Origin of the sequence: Pantoea sp. GM01 (assembly GCF_000282675.1) — a bacterium.
Taxonomy (GTDB): Bacteria; Pseudomonadota; Gammaproteobacteria; order Enterobacterales; family Enterobacteriaceae; genus Pantoea; species Pantoea nemavictus.
This window is the reverse complement of record NZ_AKIU01000008.1, coordinates 1-18,182: the sequence shown is the minus strand read 5'-3', so window position 1 is coordinate 18,182 and position 18,182 is coordinate 1. Positions and strand designations below refer to the sequence as shown.

Sequence of the window (18,182 nt, the reverse complement as noted above, 5' to 3'; positions counted from 1 at the left end):
TGTGTTGAAATGTGAATTGTTATGTTATAACGTAATTATAGCGTTCTTTTTGTCGCGATATTTTACGGAAAACATAATGAAATCAATTAAAAATTTGCTTATCGCCTCGGCGCTAGGCCTGGCTTCTTGCGCCTCATTGGCGGCGGAACATCAGGATAAACCGGTGCGTATTGCGGCACCGTTCGAAATCAAAGGTGCCGATCCCGCGCTCTCCGGTGACATTCTGCTACGCATGGATGTGGTCGAAACGCTGGTGGAAGTTAACGAACGCGCCGAGCCTATCCCGGCGCTAGCCGCAAGCTGGCAAGTCTCTGCTGATGGTTTGCGCTGGCAATTACAGCTGCGCGATAACGTCCGTTTCCATGATGGATCGCCGCTGGATGCCGCCGCTGTGGTGAAATCACTGAACACCGCGCGGACTAAAGCGGGTCTACTGGATAAAACGCCGATTACCGAAATCAGCGGAGAAGGGCAACAGGTCACCATCACTTTACGCGAACCCTTCGTCCCCTTGCTTTCGGTGCTGGCAGACAGTCGTTCGCAGATTCTTGCTTTAGCCAGCTGGGATGCGCAGGACAAGATCACTCGCATCATCGGTAGCGGTCCGTTCATGCTGACATCGTTTCAGCCACCACAGTCGCTGACGGTGAAACGCTTCGATGATTACTGGGGCGAAAAGCCTGCCATTGCAGCTGGCAGTTATCTCTCCTCTGGACGTGCTGAAACTCGCGCGTTGCTGGCGGAAAGCGGTGATGCAGATTACGTTTTCAATCTTGATGCCGCCAGCCGTCAGCGCTTAGCCCGTAAGCCATCGCTGCAACTGCCGGCCATTCCGGTGCCGCGCACCCTAATGCTAAAGCTGAACCTGGGCGATCCGCTGTTAGCCGAACAGCCGGTGCGAGAAGCGATCAGCATGGCGATTGATCGTAACGCGCTGGCGATGGCTGTGCTGCGTTATCCGGGCGCGGCCAGCCAACTGTTTCCACCCAATATGGGCGGCTGGCATAACAGCAACCTGCAACCGCTGCAGTTCAACCTGCAACAGGCAGCACAACTGCTGCAGGCGGCGGGGTGGAAAGTGGGGACCGATGGCGTCTTAGTGCGCAACGGTCAGCGCTTCAGCCTGACGCTGCTGACGTTCCCGGATCGTCCCGAACTGCCGCTAATGGCGATGGTGATCCAGCAGCAACTGCGCAAAGTGGGCATTGAAGTGAAGATCAACGCCACCAACGCCAGCGAAATTCCTGCACAGCATCACAGTAATCGTCTGCAGCTGGCGCTGTTCTCCCGCAACTTTGCCCTAACGCCCGATCCAACCGGCACGTTACTGCAGGATTACGCCACCCACGGCGGCGACTGGGGGGCGATGAACTGGCATCCGGCGGGGTTTAACGCGGCGTTACATACGCTCACCCAGTCCACCGATGAAGCTGCACGTGCGCAGGCCCGTCATCTGATCACCACCTCACTGCAGCAGGATTTGCCGGTGATCCCTATCGCCTGGTATCAGCAATCCGCCGCGATTAACAGCAAGCTGAAAAACGTCACGCTCGATGCGTTTGAACGTCACTTTGGGCTGCGTCAGATGCAGTGGGAGCAATGATGATAAAGCTTCTTGGCTGGCGCCTTGGACAAGCGGTTTTTGTAATGCTGGCGGTCGGTTTACTCACCTGGTTTTTGGTGCAGGCGCTACCGGGCGACATGGCCTGGCGTATTGCCAGCGGTCGCTATGGCTACGATCGCGTGGATGCCCACGCAGTCGCGCGGGTACAGCAGGAGTTGAGTGGATCATTACAGCAGGGCAGCGCGTTGCTGCACTGGTTGTTCGATCTGCTGCAGTTCAATTTTGGCCGTTCGCTGGTATCGGGCGAGCCGGTAATGGATGAGCTGCGCTGGCAGCTTAGCCAGACGCTGGCGCTCGCTGGCACATCGCTTGTTCTGACCCTATTGCTCACCTTGCCGTTAGGTATTTGGGCGGGATGCCACGCCAACGGTAAGCTCGATCATGCGTTGTTCTGGCTGAGCGCGCTGCTGAAATCGGTACCGCATTTCGCGCTGGGTATGCTGCTTATTGTGCTGCTGGCACTTCAGCTTGATTGGCTACCCAGCGCCGGTCACGGCGAGCTGCGTCATTTCCTGTTACCGGCGTTGACGCTGGCGTTATCGTTAACCGCCGTTGGCGTCCGCGTGGTGCGTGAAGCCACTTTTCAGGTTGTCACGTCCGGCTATTACCGCTGGGGCGCGCAAAAAGGTTTAGCACCCGCCACGTTGTTGCGCCGTCATGGGTTACGAAATCTGGCATCGCCGGTAATGACCTGGTTCGGCATGCAGTTCGTCTGGCTGGTGGAAGGGGTCGTCGTGGTAGAAACGCTGTTCGCCTGGCCGGGCATTGGCCACGCGCTGGTGCATGCCATTTTTGCGCGCGATGTGCCGGTGATTCAGGCGAGCGCCATGACGCTCGGCCTGCTGTTTGTCTTGCTCAACATGCTGGTGGATGCGGGTTGTCATCTGCTTGATCCAAGAGGGAGACGCGCATGATGCTTTCGCCTGTACGTCTGATTGGCTGGCTGATGTTGTGCTCACTGCTCGGCTTCGCCTTCTTGCTGCCACTGGTTCATCACGGCGATCCGCTGGAACAGGATCTATTGCAGATCCTGCATGCGCCCAGCAGCGGCAACCTTCTCGGGTTTGATCATCTTGGTCGCGACATGATGTCGCGCCTCAGTGCGGCATTGCGTCTGTCCCTCGGCCTCGCGGCGCTGTGCGTAATAAGCGCCATGCTGGTCGGTGTATTAGCTGGCGTAATAAGCGCGCTCTATGGCGGCTGGCTCGATCGCGCACTCAGCATGCTCGGCGACATGTGCCTCGCGCTGCCGGGTTTGCTGCTGGTATTACTTTTAGCCGCGATTGCGCCCGATTCCCCAGGCATGCTGTGGCTGGGCATTTCATTGGTGCTGTGGGTAGAATTTTTCCGCGTGACGCGTGCCACCTTACGTCCAGTGGTGCATGCGCCCGGTATGCAGGCGGCAATGCTGCTTGGCTTCTCGGCGTTCTACCGTTTCCGCCGACATCTGTTGCCAGCCTTAGCGCCAGTGTTAACGACGTTGACGTTGTTCTCTTTCAGTAGCGCCATCATGGCGGTGTCGGCACTCGGTTTTATCAGCGTTGGCGTGCGCCCACCCACGCCGGAACTGGGATTGATGATGACTGAGCTACTGCCATTTGCCTGGGAAGCGCCGTGGTTGCTGATGCAGCCGGTGATTGCGCTATTTCTGCTGCTCATTAGCCTGAATCTCTTAATCAAAAAGGAGCGTCGATGAAAGGGTTACACGCCATCGGCATCAGCGTTACCGCCGCCAGCCAGACGCTGGTGGAACCGGTAGATCTCACCTTGCTGCCAGGTCAGCCACTCACGTTACTGGGCGAAACGGGTTCGGGTAAAAGCCTGTTGGCGCAGGCCATCATGGGCATTTTGCCAGACGATCTGCAGGCGAGCGGCACGCTTATCATCAACGATCGATGCTTCACTCTGCCGCAGGATGTCGCGCTATTACGCACTTTGTGGGGCCACACCTTAGCTTCGTTGCCGCAGGAACCCTGGTTATCGCTCGATCCCACCATGTCAGTGCTACAGCAGGTGGCGGAAGGCTATCGTTTTGTGCGCGGACAAACAAAAGCAGACAGCGAAAACGCTGCCAGCAGTGATTTACAGCAGCTGGGCCTGGCGCAATCGACATCCCGTTATCCGTGGCAACTCTCCGGCGGTATGGCGCAGCGCGCCGCCTTTGCAGCCGCTCGCGCAGGCGGTGCGCAGATATTGCTAGCCGATGAGCCAACCAAAGGACTGGATGTGGCGCGTCGTGATGAGGTAGCGGCCTTGCTGCGCAGAGAAGTGGCTGAGGGCGGCACGCTACTCACCATCACGCACGATATCGCCCTGGCCCGACAGCTGGGCGGCGAGGTGATCGTGATGCACAAAGGGAAAGTCATTGAACAGGGCAGGGCGGAGCAGGTAATGCATTCACCGCAGCAAAGCTACACGCGCAAATTGCTCGCCGCCGATCCGGCCGCATGGCCCGCGCGGCAGCAAACTTTCATTGCAAGTAAACCAGTAGTCAGTGCCGAGGGGATTCAGCTGCAGCGCGGAGGGAAAATGCTCGGGGTGCCGGAAAACTTCACGCTGCACGCGGGTGAAGTCGTTGGGCTATACGGTGCCAGCGGTAGCGGGAAAAGTAGCTTTGGCGATGTACTGCTCGGATTATTAACGCCGCAGCAAGGCCGCATTACGCGCCATGTTGCGGTGGATACGCTGAAATATCAGAAGATTTATCAGGATCCATCCGCGTTATTTCCACCAACCCGCACGCTAGGGCAGAGCCTGAACGATCTGTTGCGGCGTCATCGCATTGCTTCCACAAGGCGAGATGCGTTGATGGAACAGTTGGCGCTGGCACGGGATCTGTTGAAACGTCGGCCCGATGCGCTCTCGGGCGGCGAGCTACAGCGCTTCTCGTTGCTACGCGTAATGCTGCTGGAACCGGTGTTTCTCTTCGCCGATGAACCCACATCGCGGCTTGATCCGCTGGTGCAACAGCAAACCATTCAACTCATCACCTCACTGGCAAGCGAGCAGCAATGCGCGGTGCTGCTGGTGAGCCACGATCGCGATCTGCTGGAAAAAGGCACGCATCGGGTAATCGCGATGGAAACCCGGAATTAGCGCTCTGGCGGCTGGCTATCACCGAGACCGAGGGAACGCTGCATCACCACGGTATCGAGCCAGCGGCCATGTTTGAAACCCACCGACTTCATTACGCCGGTGTGCTCAAAACCGAGCGCCCGGTGTAACCCCAGCGATCCTGCGTTGGCGCTATCGCCAACGATAGCAATGATTTGGCGAAATCCTGCCGCTTCCGCCAGCGCAATGGCCTTTTGCAGCAGCGCGCGTCCAATGCCTCTACCCGTTTGCTGCTGATCGAGGTAAATCGAATCCTCCAGCGTGAAGCGATAAGCGTAACGCGGGCGGTACGGTGCCAGATAGCAATAACCCAGCACCTGTTCATTCTCTTGTGCCACCAGCCAGAAACCGCCGCGCTGCTGCACATCCTGCACGCGATTGAGCATTTCGCTCGCAGAAGGCGGTTCGGTTTCAAAAGTTGCGGTGCCGTGCAGCACATGCCAGGCGTAGATCTTCTGAATGGCCGCTGCGTGATGCGGTCTGGCGGGAATAATGTCCATATGTTCCTGATTATTAGCGTAGAAAATCACAGCATGCCACCACGCCGCACGCTAATCACCGGATTTAATAATAGGAAATTGTGATGGCTGATATCCTGCATCGCCGGGCTGCCATTCATGGCGACCTGGAACAATCAGCAATTAATTTTGCTCAGAAAGCTGCACCGCCATGGTATCTGGTTCTAAGGCTTCGAACACGTGCGGTTCGTCGGCGGGGTAACAAATATAGTCACCTGGATGCAATTCAACCGGTGCATCGCTGGGGCCAACCAGCGCCCGGCCGCGGGCAATGATGATATGTTCAACTGAACCCGGCGGATGGGGTTCGGAAGCGCGCGGCGCGCCAGGTTGACTGGTTACCAGATAAAGATCGCGTCGCCCGCCGGGTGGGCAACTGGCCAGGAATGCCGCCTGATAATCTGCCATCTCCGCCGACACAATCATTCCTTCGCCACGGCGAATGATCTGTAAGCGCTTCACTTCCGGCTCCATCAGACGCGCAAAAGGTATATTCAGCGCCACGCACAGCGCCCACAAGGTTTCGAGGCTAGGATTGCCGTTACCTGCTTCAAGCTGCGAAAGTGTTGATTTAGCAATCCCGGCGCGGCGCGCCACTTCTGTCAGCGACAGCCCCGCACGCTGGCGTTCACGTAATAACCCGGCAGCAATAATATCAATTGGCGTGGTCAAACCTACTCCTGTTCTTTATATCGAACGATTTGTTCGTCTTGTAAAACAATCACACTGCGTTCATTATAACGGCTTTCCTGTTCGATATGAGATCAAATTGTGATGCGTCTGGGTGCAGTGCCGCTTGATCGCGGAGTAATAAAAGCCATTTTCCTGGTGTGTCTGGCCGACGGTATTGTCGGGCTTTCGTATGGTTCGCTGGCAGCAGCAGAAGGTTTTCCGCTGTGGGTGCCGATTGCCCTCTCGACGTTGGTGCTGGCAGGCGCATCGGAATTTCTGTTTATCGGCATTGTGGCCGGTGGCGGCAGTCCGCTGACGGCGGCAGCGACCGGTTTGCTGGTCAATGCGCGTCATCTGCCGTTTGGTATTGCGGTGAAAGATCTGGTCGGCAAGGGCAGTCGCAGCCTTTTGGGCTGCCACATCATGAATGATGAAAGCGTGGTGTTCGGCATTTCTCAACCCAAACTGGCACAGCGGCGGGCGGCGTTCTGGATCTGTGGCTTAGGCATTTTCACCATCTGGCCATTGTCAGTGATTGGCGGTGCGGTGATCGGACGTTTTATTCCTGACGTTTCCTCTATTGGCCTTGATGCGGTGTTTCCGGCGATCCTGATTGCCTTGATTTTCCCCGCGCTGCGCCAGCGTCGTACGCTGATTCCGGCGACGCTTGGCACGGCATTGTCGGTACTGGCGACACCGTTTGTTCCGGCGGGGATGCCGGTGCTGTTTTCACTACTCGGATTATTGAGCTGGCGGGAGCGTAAGAATGCAAAATAATCTGATCATCGCGGGCATAGCGCTGCTGGCGGTGGGCACCTATGCCATCCGCTTTGCGGGTTACCGCCTTGGCAGCCGCATGCAGATGTCGGAACGGGTACGCAGCATGTTATCTGATGCCGCCACCGTTTTGCTGTTGGCGGTGGCGGTCACCACCGCACTGTTTGAAGGTACCCACTTCGCCGGCGTGGCGCGTATCGCCGGCGTGCTGTTTGCGGTGTTTCTCGCGTGGCGTCGCACCCCGTTGATTTTAGTCATCATTGGCGCTGCGCTGATGACGGCATTGCTGCGTTATTTAGGCGTGCCTTAAACCTTTTTGCTACTGTGTGATATCCCGGAACAACAGCAAACAGGAACCTATATGAAACCGCGTTTAGCCCGCTGCGATGAAACTGCCGCGTTGTGGCGCATTCGCAATCTCGCCATACGCCACGGTTGTCAGGGTGTTTATCCGGCAGAAGTCATCAGCGCATGGACGCCCGATGCGTTACCTGCTGGTTACTTTGCGGCGGTAAAACGTAATCCGTTCTTTGTCATAGACGATCCTGAACACGGCGTGGCCGCTACCGGATTTCTCGATCTCCATAACGGCAGCGTAGAGGCTATTTTCACGCTGCCCGCCTGTAATGGCAAAGGCTATGCCAGCGCGATCATGCAGGCGATCATTGATGAAGCACGGCAGCGCGGTTTTAAACAATTGACGCTCGCCGCCACGCCCAACGCCAGCAGTTTCTATCAACGCCACGGTTTTCACGTGGTGCGTGACGCGTTATACCCCTCGGCGCTGGCGCAAGCCGATCTCGCCTGTGTTGAAATGGTCCGCGAGCTTTAAGGCTAAAATGATAAACAGTGCAAACAACAAGGATCGCGCGAATATGGTAATTAACTGCGTTGCGTATCGCCACGGTAAGCGTGAAGAGCATGTTGATGTTGCGGACATCAGCGAAGTGCTGAAAGAGGAGAAATCCTTTGTCTGGATGGGATTGTATCAACCTGAACCGGCCTTTATGCAGACGCTGCAACAGGAGTTCAGCCTGCACGAGCTGGCGATAGAAGATGCGCTAGTGGCACATCAGCGACCGAAGATTGAGCAATATGGCGATTCAGTATTTATCGTGGTGAAAACCGCACATATGGACGATCTGCAGCGCATCACTTTTGGTGAAACGCACTTCTTCCTTGGCAAAAACTTCTTGATCACCGTGCGTCATGGATCGTCAGAAGGCTATGCTGCGATTCGAACTAAAGCGGAAAAAAATCAATCGATGTTGTGTGAAGGTCCGGGCTATGCGCTTTATTGCATCCTCGATTTCATCGTGGATAACTACAGCAAAATCACCGCATCCCTTAACGATCGAATTGGTGGGCTGGAAGAGGGCATGTTTACCACTCGCTTCGACAGCGATGCGTTGCAAAACGTTTACCACCTGCGTCGCGAACTGTTAGCGCTGCGCAATGCGGCGCTGCCGGTGACAGAAATTTGTCAGCAGCTGGTGCGTTTTCATGAAGATATCATCCCGAAAAATCTGCGCGCCTATCTGCGTGATGTGCAGGATCATGCGCATCACGTGATGATTGATGCAGAAGATATGCGTGAGATGCTCACCAGCGCGATGCAGGTCAATCTGGCGCTGGTGTCGGTGCAGCAGAGCGAAGTGAATAAAAAGCTCGCCGGCTGGGGTGCGATCCTGATTGTACCAACGATTATTTTCAGTATGTATGGCATGAACTTTCCCGATATGCCGGAATTGCACACGCACTTTGGTTATCCGGCGGTGGTGGGCGTGACAATCGTCATCTGCTGCGTGATGTGGTGGCGGTTGAAAAAGGCTGGCTGGCTGTAACGTGGCCGTATTGGTCGTGTGCAGTTTGCTGAATTAATCCATTGCGTTCACTTTAAAAGCAAGGCCATGATAACGCTCTGATTGCTCAAGGAGATTGTCATGGCTTCTTCGCCTTTCACTATCGGTCTGCTGCTGTTTCCCAACCTCACGCAACTCGATCTCACCGGCCCGTGGGAAGTGTTTGCTCGCATGCCCAACGTCAAAAATTATCTGATTTGGAAAGACCGCCAGCCGGTGATGTCCGATCGTGGCATGGCGATTGTGCCAACCGCGACCTTTGCCGACTGTCCGCAACTTGATCTAATTTGCATTCCCGGCGGTCCCGGACAAATCGCGCTGATGGACGACGACGAAACGCTGGATTTTGTGCGGCGCATGGCGCAAAACGCGCAATGGGTGACATCAGTGTGCACTGGCTCGCTGGTGTTGGGCGCAGCGGGATTACTGCAAGGATATCGGGCAACTTCGCACTGGGGATCCATGGATCAGCTCAGCCTTTTAGGTGCCACGCCGGTAGCGGAACGCGTGGTGCGTGACCGCAACCGCATCACCGGCGCGGGCGTCACCTCAGGCATTGATTTTGCCTTAACGGTGGCGCAGGAGTTGTTTGGGCGCGAGGTTGCGGAGAATATTCAGTTGCAGATGGAGTACGATCCGGCGCCGCCATTCCACTCTGGCTCTCCGCGCAGCGCCTCACCAGCGCGACTGGCCGAGGCGAAAAATCAGATGCAGGATTTTATTGCCCAACGCCGTTTGGCAACCGAGCAGGCAGCGGCAAGGCTAAAGCGCTAATACGACAGATGAGTATGAAATCTGGCGATTTCAGCCTGAAATCGCCACGGATTTTTACCCTCAATGTGCGCTGGCAGTAGGGCGCACGGTGATTTCACTGGTATCAACCTCGCCAGGTTGTTCGATGGCCCAACTCACCGCTTTAGCAATCGCTTCCGGCTGCAGTGCAATCTGGCGATAACGCTTCATCGCCTCACGCGCAACACGGTCGCTGATGCTATCGGCGAGTTCAGACTCCACCACGCCCGGATTGATCACCGTAACGCGCAGATGCTGTGATTCCTGGCGCAGACCATCGGAAATGGCACGCACCGCGAATTTAGTGGCGCAGTACACCGCCGCGGTGGGGGAAACCGTCAGGGCGCCAACCGATGCGATGTTGATGATGTGGCCAAACTGCTGGGTCTGCAGGATAGGAAGCACTGCCGCGATACCATACAGCACGCCGCGAATGTTGACGTCCAGCATCAAATCCCATTCTTCGACCTTCATTGAACTCATCGGCGACAGCGGCATGACACCTGCATTGTTAATCATCACATCAATGCGGCCATATTTCTCCAGCGCAAAATCGGCCAGCCGCTGTGTATCGGCACGCCGAGTGACGTCGGTAAGCAAATAATCCACGCTTGCGCCCGCTAAACGCAGCTCATCGCAAAGCGCCGTCAGGCGATCGGCGCGACGAGCACCGAGAATCAGTTTGTGACCATGCTGCGCCAGATGACGTGCAATGCCTTCGCCTATGCCGCTACTGGCGCCGGTTAAAATAATCACTTTTGGATTTGAGTGGGTCATGACGTACTCCTCGTTAAGTTGACGAGGCTATTGTTGATAAATCATACGTTAGACGACAGACCCGATCGTGGCGTATGTTTGCCTGATTCTCTCGCTACCATTGTGTATTTATCACCTTGATGGCTATGCTTTGCCTGAAGCTCTCTGCGGAACATCATTTATGGCGCTCTCAGTTCAACAACGTACCTGCGCATTGCTCAGTCAGCTGGCACGTCAGGAAGGCTATACCGAATCGCTGCTGGATAGCGTGCGCTTTATGCGTGCCGATCGGCAGTGGGCGCGCACGCCGGTGCTGTATGAACCCAGCATCATTATTATTTGCCAGGGTTCGAAACGCGCGTTTCTGGCAGACAAAATGTATCGCTACGATGCACAGCATTTTCTGGTGCTGTCGGTACCGTTGCCATTCTCTGCTGAGACTGAGGCAACCTCCGAAGAGCCGTTGCTGGGCATCGCCGTTCGCCTGGATGTTGCCATGGTGGCGCGGCTGGTGGCGCAACTGGCCAGCGTTGAAACGGGCATGAGTGCGGCACCAGCGGGCATTATCTCGACGCCCATTGATCAGGCATTAGCGGAAAGTACCTTACGCTTGCTGGAAGCGCTGAGCGATCCACTCGAAGCCAAAGTATTGGCGCCAGCGCGGGTTGAAGAGATCTGTTTTCGCGTGCTGATGGGCGAGCAGGGCGGCGCGGTGCGCGCGGCGTTAACCTATCAAGGCCATTTTGGCCGCATCGCCCGTGCTCTGCAGCGTATTCATCAGGACTGGCGTCAGCCGCTAAATGTGCCGCATCTGGCAAACGAAGCCGGAATGAGCGTGCCGCGTTTTCATCTGCATTTCAAAACTGTCACGCAAACCTCGCCGATTCAATATGTTAAATCGCTGCGTTTACATCAGGCGCGTTTGATGATGATCCGCGATAATCTCACCGCCGCTGGCGCGGCAGCGCGCGTAGGTTATGAGAGCGACTCGCAGTTTAATCGTGAGTTCAAAAGGATGTTTGGTCGAAGCCCCGCAGAAGAGGCGCGGATAATGAAGCGGGCGTTTGAGTTGTTACCGCCGGAGCAGTTGTCCGGCCGTTTACTGGCACATTAACTTAACGAATCGCCATGACGGCGACGACAGCCAAAATCCAGAACAGCGCGCAACCGGACAATACCAGTTGCCAAACACGGTGACGTTCGACGTTAAAAATAGTAGAAAAATGAGCGCGTAAAAGGGTTTGCATAGTGACCTCAGTTCCGAAAATTAAATGATTAACTCGCAAGCTGCAGTAAGAAGATGCTGTCAGCGAATGAGAACATTCTGACTGCTTTTAAGGAATGAGATCGACAAGACCAGTCTTGGTTTTGTGCGCAAATGATGAACAGCTAATCAAGATAAAGCCGCGAATGGACCTGATCCATCCGCGGAATTTCGGTAAGGAATTGTCTGGTTATACGTTGCGTGTTACGCCACCATCTACGCGAATATTCTGAGCGGTAATGTAGGCCGCGCCCGGCGAGGCGAGGAAAGCAATGGTCGCCGCCACTTCTGCAGACGTACCGTAGCGCTGCAATGGCACGCTATCGCGGCGCTCATCGGTTTTCGGCAGGCTGTCGATCCAGCCAGGCAGCACGTTGTTGATGCGAATGTTATCGGCCGCGTAGGTATCAGCGAAGATTTTAGTGAACGAGGCTAAACCAGCGCGGAACACCGCAGAGGTTGGGAACATATCGGTGGGCTCAAAGGTCCATGCTGATGAGATATTGATGATGCTGCCGCCGCCTTGTTTCTGCATGATTGGCGTCACCAGCCGCGTGGCGCGCACCACATTTAAAAAATAGGTTTCCATGCCGAGCTGCCACTGCTCATCGGTTAGTTCCAGAATGGGGGCGCGGGGACCGTGACCGGCGCTATTCACCAGCACGTCAATACGGCCCCAGCGTGCCAGCGTGTGATCCACCAGCTTCTGCAGATCGTCTACCGATTGGTTGGAGCCGGTTAGGCCCAATCCCCCCAGCCGTTCTGCCAGCGCTTCGCCTTTACCTGACGAAGAGAGAATCGCCACTTTATAGCCGTCGCTTGCCAGCTTTTCAGCAGCTGCCGCACCCATACCGCTGCCGCCAGCAACAATCACTGCAACTTTTTCTACTGTCATAATCCGCTATCCTTTCAATTAAAAATCGATTTAAGCCAGTATAAAAGGTAATTTCAGCCACAGAGAGTCAGTTTTATTGTCACTTGACGATAGGAAAACTACAGGATGAGCCACGGATTTAGCCAGCTTCCGCCGTTGAATGCGTTAAAGGTATTCGAAGCCGTCACGCGCCATCTTAATTTCCGTCTGGCGGCGGAAGAGCTAGGCGTGACACAAGGCGCGGTCGCGCAGCAAATTCGTGGGCTGGAAGCCAGCCTGGGCCTAAAACTGTTTGAACGACTGCCGCGCAGTCTGGCGTTGACGGGAGCGGGTGCAGGTTATGCGGTCAGTATTCGCCAGGCGTTTGAGCTGATTGATGAGGCCACGCGGACGTTACGTCCGGAGCCAAATCGCTTAACCCTGAGCGTGACACCCACCTTTGCCAGCCGCTGGATGCTGCCGCGCCTGCCGGGTTTTACCACCGCCTGGCCTGATATCGATTTGCGCGTGCTGGCCTCCGAACGCCTGGTTCAGTTTCACCATGAAGGCGTTGATTTAGCGGTACGCTATGGCCGCCCACCGTTCGGCGCCGGCCTCGACGCCACATTGCTGTTTAGCCAAACGGTGCTGGCGGTGGTAAGCCCTACCTTACTGGCCGAGCTGGGCGATCCGGGCGAGAGTCGGAACTTTCAGCGCTACGCCCTGGTGCATGACGGCCATCACCTGTGGCCGGCATTTCTTGCGTTTATCTTTCCCAGCCAGTCGCTGCATCACGCCCATCATCTCCGTTTCAATCAAACCGCACTGGCGCTTGAGGCGGCAATCGGCGGGCAAGGTATAGCGCTCACTAGCCCGCATTTTGTTCAGAACGACCTGACGAGTGGGCGACTGGTGGCGGCGTTTAGCAGGCAAATGACCCTGGATGCGGGTTGGTATCTGGTATGGCCAAAGCGTCCGCGTGAGCAAACGACGGTAAAAGCGGTGCGCGACTGGCTATTAGCTCAGGTTAACGGCTGATATTTGTTCAATAACGAAATCAGTAAAACTGATGATCCGCCGTGGATCATGAATGTTATAACTGCTTAATGATGCAGATATGGGCTTTTATCCTGCTCGCGCAGTGGATTAGCAAAATATCACGCAAATTCAGCAAGTAACCAAAAACATTGCGCGTTGCATTCTGCTGGATGCTGTGAATAAATACGGAATCAATATTCATAAAAATGCCATAAAGGCCAGGCTTTCGCCTGAGAAAGATCTTCGCAAATATGACCGATCATAAAGATGTTTTAGCCAGGGACATCAGCGCCAAAAGCGAAAGCATGCAAGCGCATCTCATCGCCATTCGCCGTGACATTCACGCGCACCCAGAGCTGGGTTTCGATACCGTGCGCACCGCCCACATCGTTGAGCAGGAGCTGTTACGCCTGGGACTGACGCCAAAAACCGGCGTCGGCAGAACCGGCGTTATGGTGGATATTGTTGGCGCGCATCCCGGCAAAACTGTGTTGTTACGCGCCGATATGGATGCCTTGCCGATTCACGAACAAACTGGCCTGCCCTTCAGCAGCCAATATCCCGGCAAAATGCACGCCTGCGGCCACGATATTCACACCGCCACCATGCTGGGTGTCGCGGCGATTGTGCCGCACTACCGCGAGCAGCTGCATGGCACCTTACGTTTGATTTTCCAGCCTGCGGAAGAGACGCCCGATAGCGGTGCTGAAGCGATGATCGCCGACGGCGCGGCAGAAGGTGTTGACCTTGCCATCACGCTACACAACAAACCGGAACTGGCCGCCGGTGAAATTGGTCTGACGCGCGGTGCCAGCACCGCTTCCAGCGACGAGTTTGATGTGGTGGTGCACGGTAAATCCACCCACGCCGCCCGGCCGCACATGGGCACCGATCCCATCATTGCGGCGGTGAATCTGGTCAGCCAGCTGCAAACCATTATTTCGCGCGAACTTGATCCCGCTAATTCGGCGGTGCTGACCATTGGTCACATTCATGGTGGCACCACCCACAACATCATTTCTGACAGCTGCCTGCTTCAGGGCACAGTGCGCGCTAAATCTCCTGCCGCACGTGCGCATATTGAAAAAGCGTTTAAACGTATCTGCGCCGGCGTGGCGCTGTCGCTGAACGTGCGCGTTGAGGTCAATTATCAGCGTGGTGTGCCGCCGTTGATGAATGATGATGCGTTGATTGATGCACTGGAACCGATTTTGTCGCACCAGTTTGGTAAAGCCATTGTTGCTAAACCGAGCGCCAGCTTTGGGGCCGAAGATTTCTCCCTGTTTACCGAGCGTGCGCCAGGCTGCCAGATCCACATTGGATCCGGCGCTCCGGGACGCGACGACCATCTGCACAACTCGGATTATCAACCCGACGAGCGCAGTATCCATGCCGGCACGCAGGCGCTAGCCCGTTTAGCCATTGATTTACTCTCTTAAAAATAACCAACTCTGAGGTCTTATGATGATGCGTAAAGGACTGTTTACCGCTTCTGTTGGCATGCTGCTGCTTGCCTCTTCCGCTCTGGTACAGGCTAAAGATTTTGGTACGCTGAAATTTGCTACTGAAGCGGCTTATCCCCCGTTTAACCAATCGACGCCAAGCGGCAAAATCGTTGGTTATGAACCGGATATGGTGGCTGAAATCGCCAAACGTGCCGGTTTCAAATATGAAATCGTGGCGCAGAAATGGTCCGGTATGATTCCAGGTTTGGTTGACGGTAAATATGACGCGGTGATAGATGCGGTGACCGTAACGCCAAAGCGTGAAGAAGTGGTGGATTTCTCGCGCCAATACACCGTGAGTATTTCGGGGTTCGTCACTCTGAAGGGCAGCGCGGTGGATACGCTGCCGGGCAATGGCGAAGTGGTGCTGGCGGATGACGAAGCCGGCATGACCAAATCTATTGATGCGCTGAAAGCGAAATTCAAAGGCAAAACCATCGCGGTGCAGGTTGCCACCATTCAGGCTGACTTCCTGAATAAATACCTGGCCGACGTGGCGACGATTCGCACCTATCAGGCCGGTCCGGAAACCTTCGCTGACCTGCTGAACGGGCGCGTTGATGCGGTCATGGCGTCTCGTACTAACCTCAACGCTTACGTGAAAAAACATGCGGATACCGTGAACAGCACCGGCTATGGTTTCTCGGGCGGCGTGCTCGGCCAGGGCTCGGCGATTGCGATTCAGAAAAACAATCCTGAGCTGAAAGCGGCGCTGGATAGCGCGTTAAATTCGATGATCAAAGATGGCACGCTGAAGCAGCTGTCTGAAAAATGGTTCGGCGAAAACGTCGCACCTAAAGAGTAATTCCAGGCGCTTATGGCTATTGATTGGCAAATTTTAGGTTTTGGTGACGAAGGTTGGGGCGGCGTGTTGCTTAACGCCGCCACGGTGACCGTCACCGTTTCGTTATGTGCGTGGCTGCTCGGGGCAATCCTCGGCAGCCTATTGTGCTGGATGCAGATTGGCGGTGCGCGCTGGCAACAGCGTCTCGCCAACGGCTACATCACGCTATTTCGTGGCGTGCCGGAGCTGCTGGTGATCTATCTGTTCTATTTTGGTGGTCGTCAGGTGGTGTCGTTTGTGGGAGAAAGCCTTGGCCTGCAAGGCCCGTTCGATGTGAACGGCTTTGTCGCCGGCGCGATCGCCATCGGCCTGATCTCTGGCGCCTATCAAAGTAGCGTGTTCCGCGGGGCATTTTACGCGATTCCGAAAGGGACGCTGGAAGCCGCCACGGTGACCGGAATGGGACGTCTGATGCTGTTCCGCCGCATGATTGTGCCGCAGGCGTTGAAAACCGCGCTGCCGGGCATGGGCAATCAGTGGCAATCGGTGATCAAGGAGTCGGCGCTGGTTTCAGTGACCGGTTTGGTGGAAACCATGAACCAGATCTCCACTGCTTCGAACTCCACGCAGATGCCGTTCTTCTTCTACAGCGTTGGCGCGGTGATCTATCTGATCATCACCACCTGTTCCGATTTTGTTTTCCGCTATGTGGAAAAAGTGGCCATGCGCGGGCAACAACGCGCGCGGTTGTAAGGAGCCACGATGGATGTCACTTTCCTGCAGCACACCTTAGCTGCTTTACTGCGCGGCCTGCCGCTGACGCTCAACCTGGCGCTACTGTCGCTATTGGGCGGTGGCGTATTGGCGCTGCTGCTGAATTTGCTGCGGCAGCATCGGCTTGGCAGTTACGTCACGCGTTTCTACGTTTGGGTATTTCGCGGCACGCCGCTGCTGATACAGATCTTCATGATCTATTACGGCCTTGGCAGCTTGCCGGCGGTACGCGAAAGCGTGCTGTGGCCGCTGCTGCGCGATCCGTACTGGTGCGGTTTGATTGCGCTGGTGCTTAACGATGCGGCCTACACCTCGGAGATATTGCGCGGCGGCCTCAATGCGGTGAGCGTGCAGTCGCTGGAAGCGGCCAAAGTGAGCGGCATGTCGCGCTTTACTCTACTCCGGCGCATCACGCTGCCGCTGGCGGTGCGTCAGGCGCTGCCGGCTTACAGCAATGAAATTATCTCGATGATCAAATCGACCTCGCTGGTCAGCACCATCAGCCTGATGGAGATGACCGGCATTGCCGACTCGATCGTCTCTGAGACGTTCCGCGCGCTGGAGGTGTTTATCAGCGCGGCAATTATCTATCTGCTACTGACCGTGCTGGTGAGTAAAGCGGTGGCGCTGCTGGAGCGCCGTTTGTCCCCTTATCACGTTGGAGCACGTCCATGAGTAAACCCACTATTGCCCTGAGCCATCTCAGAAAAAGTTATAGCGGGCACGAAGTGCTGCACGACATCAGCCTGACGGCGCAGGATGGCGACGTGATTTCGCTGATTGGTGCCAGCGGTTCAGGCAAAAGTACCCTGTTGCGCTGCATTCCGTTTTTGGAAGTACCGCAGGGCGGCGAAATTGCGGTGGGCGACGAAGTGGTCACTATCGATAATCCCGATGAGAAGCTCAGCCGCGAGCAGCAGCGACGCATCAAGTTGATGCGCATGCAGCTGGGTTTTGTCTTCCAGAGCTTCAACCTGTGGCCACACAAAACGGTATTGCAGAACATCATCGAAGCGCCAGTACATGTGCAAAAGCGCAGCAGTAAAGAGGCGATAGAAGAGGCTGAGGCGCTGCTGCATAAGGTAGGTTTGTACGAAAAGCGCAATGCCTGGCCGTCGCAACTTTCTGGTGGCCAGCAGCAACGCGTCGCGATTGCTCGAGCGCTGGCGCAACAGCCGAAAGCGATTCTGTTCGATGAGCCAACGTCGGCGCTGGATCCTGAGCTGGTAGGTGAAGTGCTGCGCGTGATTCGTAGCCTGGCCGAAGAAGGGCGCACCATGATTATCGTGACGCATGAAATGGGCTTCGCGCGCGATGTGTCGAACAAAGCGGTGTTCCTGCATCAGGGCAAGATTGAGGAAGCCGGTTCGCCGCAGCAGGTATTTAGCGATCCCATCTCCCCGCGCTGCCGCGCATTTGTAAGCAGTCACTTACAGCGCAACAGTTAACCTGCCGATAACTCCCCTTTGCACCAGCTTTCAACTGAGCTGGTGCTCTTTTCCGCAACTGACAAGCCTCACCCCTCTCAATTCATTAATAATTAGCAAAATTGAATTATTTATTCGCGTAAAAGTATCGCTTGTAGTAAATCAACGTGATTTAAAAAAACTTACATTGAGATTCATCTTAGGTGTACTTCCAGCGCCAATCAATGATTTAACCTAGGGAGCAAGAATTTTCCTATAAAAATCAGATGAAAATCATCGCTCCGCTTTATTGCCTTCCAAATTATTCAGTTATATATTCACGCGGTAACACACAGGGGAAGTGTGCCTACGCGTGCTTTCCACGCCATTTTTACAAGGAGTTAACATGAGCAACTCTTATCAGAATGAAATCCCTAAGGCAC

The 18,182-nt window shown here is 55.5% G+C and carries 20 protein-coding genes; 16 read left to right on the top strand and 4 right to left on the bottom strand.

From position 1 onward, the window contains the following. Positions 1-76 precede the first annotated feature (76 nt). From PMI17_RS03310 to PMI17_RS03295, 4 genes are read left to right on the top strand one after another with little or no spacing between them, the layout of a single operon-like run. The gene (locus PMI17_RS03310) at positions 77-1,603 is read left to right on the top strand and encodes an ABC transporter substrate-binding protein (protein WP_007886096.1); all 1,527 of its coding nucleotides are present in this window, start codon (positions 77-79) and stop codon (positions 1,601-1,603) included. Beyond that, the gene (locus PMI17_RS03305) at positions 1,603-2,538 is read left to right on the top strand and encodes an ABC transporter permease (RefSeq protein ID WP_007886095.1); all 936 of its coding nucleotides are present in this window, start codon (positions 1,603-1,605) and stop codon (positions 2,536-2,538) included. Before PMI17_RS03310 ends, PMI17_RS03305 begins: the two co-directional genes overlap by 1 nt. After that, positions 2,535-3,320: an ABC transporter permease gene (locus PMI17_RS03300; protein ID WP_007886094.1), complete on the top strand. Its 786-nt coding sequence runs from the start codon at positions 2,535-2,537 to the stop codon at positions 3,318-3,320. Before PMI17_RS03305 ends, PMI17_RS03300 begins: the two co-directional genes overlap by 4 nt. Continuing rightward, entirely contained in the window at positions 3,317-4,720 is a 1,404-nt protein-coding gene (locus PMI17_RS03295) for an ABC transporter ATP-binding protein (protein ID WP_007886092.1), read from the top strand. The genes PMI17_RS03300 and PMI17_RS03295 overlap by 4 nt, the downstream gene beginning before the upstream one ends. On the opposite strand, the gene PMI17_RS03290 is transcribed toward PMI17_RS03295, so the two are convergent. Together PMI17_RS03290 and PMI17_RS03285 are read right to left on the bottom strand one after the other, a co-directional pair. Next, positions 4,717-5,238 (bottom strand): GNAT family N-acetyltransferase, encoded by a 522-nt coding sequence (locus tag PMI17_RS03290; protein WP_007886090.1) that lies wholly within the window; start codon positions 5,236-5,238, stop codon positions 4,717-4,719. The genes PMI17_RS03295 and PMI17_RS03290 overlap by 4 nt on opposite strands. A 141-nt stretch (positions 5,239-5,379) precedes the next feature. Beyond that, a complete protein-coding gene (locus PMI17_RS03285; RefSeq protein WP_007886084.1) occupies positions 5,380-5,928 on the bottom strand; it encodes a helix-turn-helix domain-containing protein in 549 nt (182 codons plus the stop codon). A gap of 102 nt (positions 5,929-6,030) precedes the next feature. Between PMI17_RS03285 and PMI17_RS03280 the strand changes: the two genes are divergently transcribed. The 5 genes from PMI17_RS03280 (at position 6,031) to PMI17_RS03260 (ending at position 9,341) form a co-directional block, all read left to right on the top strand. Beyond that, positions 6,031-6,705, top strand: coding sequence for an AzlC family ABC transporter permease (locus PMI17_RS03280; protein ID WP_007886082.1), 675 nt, complete (start codon positions 6,031-6,033; stop codon positions 6,703-6,705). Further along, a complete protein-coding gene (locus PMI17_RS03275; protein WP_007886078.1) occupies positions 6,695-7,015 on the top strand; it encodes an AzlD domain-containing protein in 321 nt (106 codons plus the stop codon). The genes PMI17_RS03280 and PMI17_RS03275 overlap by 11 nt, the downstream gene beginning before the upstream one ends. A 51-nt stretch (positions 7,016-7,066) precedes the next feature. Next, a complete protein-coding gene (locus PMI17_RS03270) occupies positions 7,067-7,537 on the top strand; it encodes a GNAT family N-acetyltransferase (RefSeq protein ID WP_007886076.1) in 471 nt (156 codons plus the stop codon). A gap of 43 nt (positions 7,538-7,580) precedes the next feature. After that, a complete protein-coding gene (gene corA, locus PMI17_RS03265; protein WP_007886074.1) occupies positions 7,581-8,549 on the top strand; it encodes a magnesium/cobalt transporter CorA in 969 nt (322 codons plus the stop codon). Positions 8,550-8,648: 99 nt separating this feature from the next. Next, positions 8,649-9,341, top strand: a complete 693-nt coding sequence (locus PMI17_RS03260) for a DJ-1/PfpI family protein (RefSeq protein WP_007886072.1) — start codon at positions 8,649-8,651, stop codon at positions 9,339-9,341. A 60-nt stretch (positions 9,342-9,401) separates the two neighbouring features. On the opposite strand, the gene PMI17_RS03255 is transcribed toward PMI17_RS03260, so the two are convergent. Then, entirely contained in the window at positions 9,402-10,136 is a 735-nt protein-coding gene (locus PMI17_RS03255) for an SDR family oxidoreductase (protein WP_007886070.1), read from the bottom strand. A 160-nt stretch (positions 10,137-10,296) separates the two neighbouring features. Here PMI17_RS03255 and PMI17_RS03250 point away from each other — a divergent pair, with 160 nt between their 5' ends. Then, positions 10,297-11,229: an AraC family transcriptional regulator gene (locus PMI17_RS03250; RefSeq protein ID WP_007886069.1), complete on the top strand. Its 933-nt coding sequence runs from the start codon at positions 10,297-10,299 to the stop codon at positions 11,227-11,229. A 340-nt stretch (positions 11,230-11,569) separates the two neighbouring features. Here PMI17_RS03250 and PMI17_RS03245 read toward each other — a convergent pair whose 3' ends face one another. After that, a complete protein-coding gene (locus PMI17_RS03245) occupies positions 11,570-12,274 on the bottom strand; it encodes an SDR family oxidoreductase (protein WP_007886065.1) in 705 nt (234 codons plus the stop codon). A gap of 105 nt (positions 12,275-12,379) precedes the next feature. On the opposite strand from PMI17_RS03245, the gene PMI17_RS03240 reads away from it, so the two are divergent. The 6 genes from PMI17_RS03240 to PMI17_RS03215 all read left to right on the top strand — a co-directional run bounded on the left by PMI17_RS03240 (position 12,380) and on the right by PMI17_RS03215 (position 17,781). After that, positions 12,380-13,270: a LysR substrate-binding domain-containing protein gene (locus PMI17_RS03240; RefSeq protein ID WP_007886063.1), complete on the top strand. Its 891-nt coding sequence runs from the start codon at positions 12,380-12,382 to the stop codon at positions 13,268-13,270. 251 nt (positions 13,271-13,521) lie between these two features. After that, the gene (locus PMI17_RS03235; RefSeq protein WP_007886060.1) at positions 13,522-14,709 is read left to right on the top strand and encodes a M20 family metallopeptidase; all 1,188 of its coding nucleotides are present in this window, start codon (positions 13,522-13,524) and stop codon (positions 14,707-14,709) included. Between the two features lie 22 nt (positions 14,710-14,731). After that, a complete protein-coding gene (locus PMI17_RS03230; RefSeq protein ID WP_180824146.1) occupies positions 14,732-15,580 on the top strand; it encodes a transporter substrate-binding domain-containing protein in 849 nt (282 codons plus the stop codon). A 12-nt stretch (positions 15,581-15,592) separates the two neighbouring features. Next, positions 15,593-16,312 (top strand): ABC transporter permease, encoded by a 720-nt coding sequence (locus PMI17_RS03225; protein ID WP_007886056.1) that lies wholly within the window; start codon positions 15,593-15,595, stop codon positions 16,310-16,312. A gap of 9 nt (positions 16,313-16,321) precedes the next feature. Next, complete coding sequence (locus PMI17_RS03220; protein ID WP_007886048.1) at positions 16,322-17,008, top strand: ABC transporter permease; 687 nt, start codon at positions 16,322-16,324, stop codon at positions 17,006-17,008. Then, positions 17,005-17,781: an ABC transporter ATP-binding protein gene (locus PMI17_RS03215; RefSeq protein WP_007886047.1), complete on the top strand. Its 777-nt coding sequence runs from the start codon at positions 17,005-17,007 to the stop codon at positions 17,779-17,781. Before PMI17_RS03220 ends, PMI17_RS03215 begins: the two co-directional genes overlap by 4 nt. The last annotated feature ends 401 nt before the right edge of the window (positions 17,782-18,182 follow it).

Excerpts from the sequence above, each read along its gene's own strand:
- PMI17_RS03310 (WP_007886096.1), top strand. The coding sequence starts at position 77 with ATGAAATCAATTAAAAATTTGCTTATCGCCTCGGCGCTAGGCCTGGCT.
- PMI17_RS03305 (WP_007886095.1), top strand. The coding sequence starts at position 1,603 with ATGATAAAGCTTCTTGGCTGGCGCCTTGGACAAGCGGTTTTTGTAATG.
- PMI17_RS03300 (WP_007886094.1), top strand. The coding sequence starts at position 2,535 with ATGATGCTTTCGCCTGTACGTCTGATTGGCTGGCTGATGTTGTGCTCA.
- PMI17_RS03295 (WP_007886092.1), top strand. The coding sequence starts at position 3,317 with ATGAAAGGGTTACACGCCATCGGCATCAGCGTTACCGCCGCCAGCCAG.
- PMI17_RS03290 (WP_007886090.1), bottom strand. The coding sequence starts at position 5,238 with ATGGACATTATTCCCGCCAGACCGCATCACGCAGCGGCCATTCAGAAG.
- PMI17_RS03280 (WP_007886082.1), top strand. The coding sequence starts at position 6,031 with ATGCGTCTGGGTGCAGTGCCGCTTGATCGCGGAGTAATAAAAGCCATT.
- PMI17_RS03275 (WP_007886078.1), top strand. The coding sequence starts at position 6,695 with ATGCAAAATAATCTGATCATCGCGGGCATAGCGCTGCTGGCGGTGGGC.
- PMI17_RS03270 (WP_007886076.1), top strand. The coding sequence starts at position 7,067 with ATGAAACCGCGTTTAGCCCGCTGCGATGAAACTGCCGCGTTGTGGCGC.
- corA (WP_007886074.1), top strand. The coding sequence starts at position 7,581 with ATGGTAATTAACTGCGTTGCGTATCGCCACGGTAAGCGTGAAGAGCAT.
- PMI17_RS03260 (WP_007886072.1), top strand. The coding sequence starts at position 8,649 with ATGGCTTCTTCGCCTTTCACTATCGGTCTGCTGCTGTTTCCCAACCTC.
- PMI17_RS03255 (WP_007886070.1), bottom strand. The coding sequence starts at position 10,136 with ATGACCCACTCAAATCCAAAAGTGATTATTTTAACCGGCGCCAGTAGC.
- PMI17_RS03250 (WP_007886069.1), top strand. The coding sequence starts at position 10,297 with ATGGCGCTCTCAGTTCAACAACGTACCTGCGCATTGCTCAGTCAGCTG.
- PMI17_RS03245 (WP_007886065.1), bottom strand. The coding sequence starts at position 12,274 with ATGACAGTAGAAAAAGTTGCAGTGATTGTTGCTGGCGGCAGCGGTATG.
- PMI17_RS03240 (WP_007886063.1), top strand. The coding sequence starts at position 12,380 with ATGAGCCACGGATTTAGCCAGCTTCCGCCGTTGAATGCGTTAAAGGTA.
- PMI17_RS03235 (WP_007886060.1), top strand. The coding sequence starts at position 13,522 with ATGACCGATCATAAAGATGTTTTAGCCAGGGACATCAGCGCCAAAAGC.
- PMI17_RS03230 (WP_180824146.1), top strand. The coding sequence starts at position 14,732 with ATGATGATGCGTAAAGGACTGTTTACCGCTTCTGTTGGCATGCTGCTG.
- PMI17_RS03225 (WP_007886056.1), top strand. The coding sequence starts at position 15,593 with ATGGCTATTGATTGGCAAATTTTAGGTTTTGGTGACGAAGGTTGGGGC.
- PMI17_RS03220 (WP_007886048.1), top strand. The coding sequence starts at position 16,322 with ATGGATGTCACTTTCCTGCAGCACACCTTAGCTGCTTTACTGCGCGGC.
- PMI17_RS03215 (WP_007886047.1), top strand. The coding sequence starts at position 17,005 with ATGAGTAAACCCACTATTGCCCTGAGCCATCTCAGAAAAAGTTATAGC.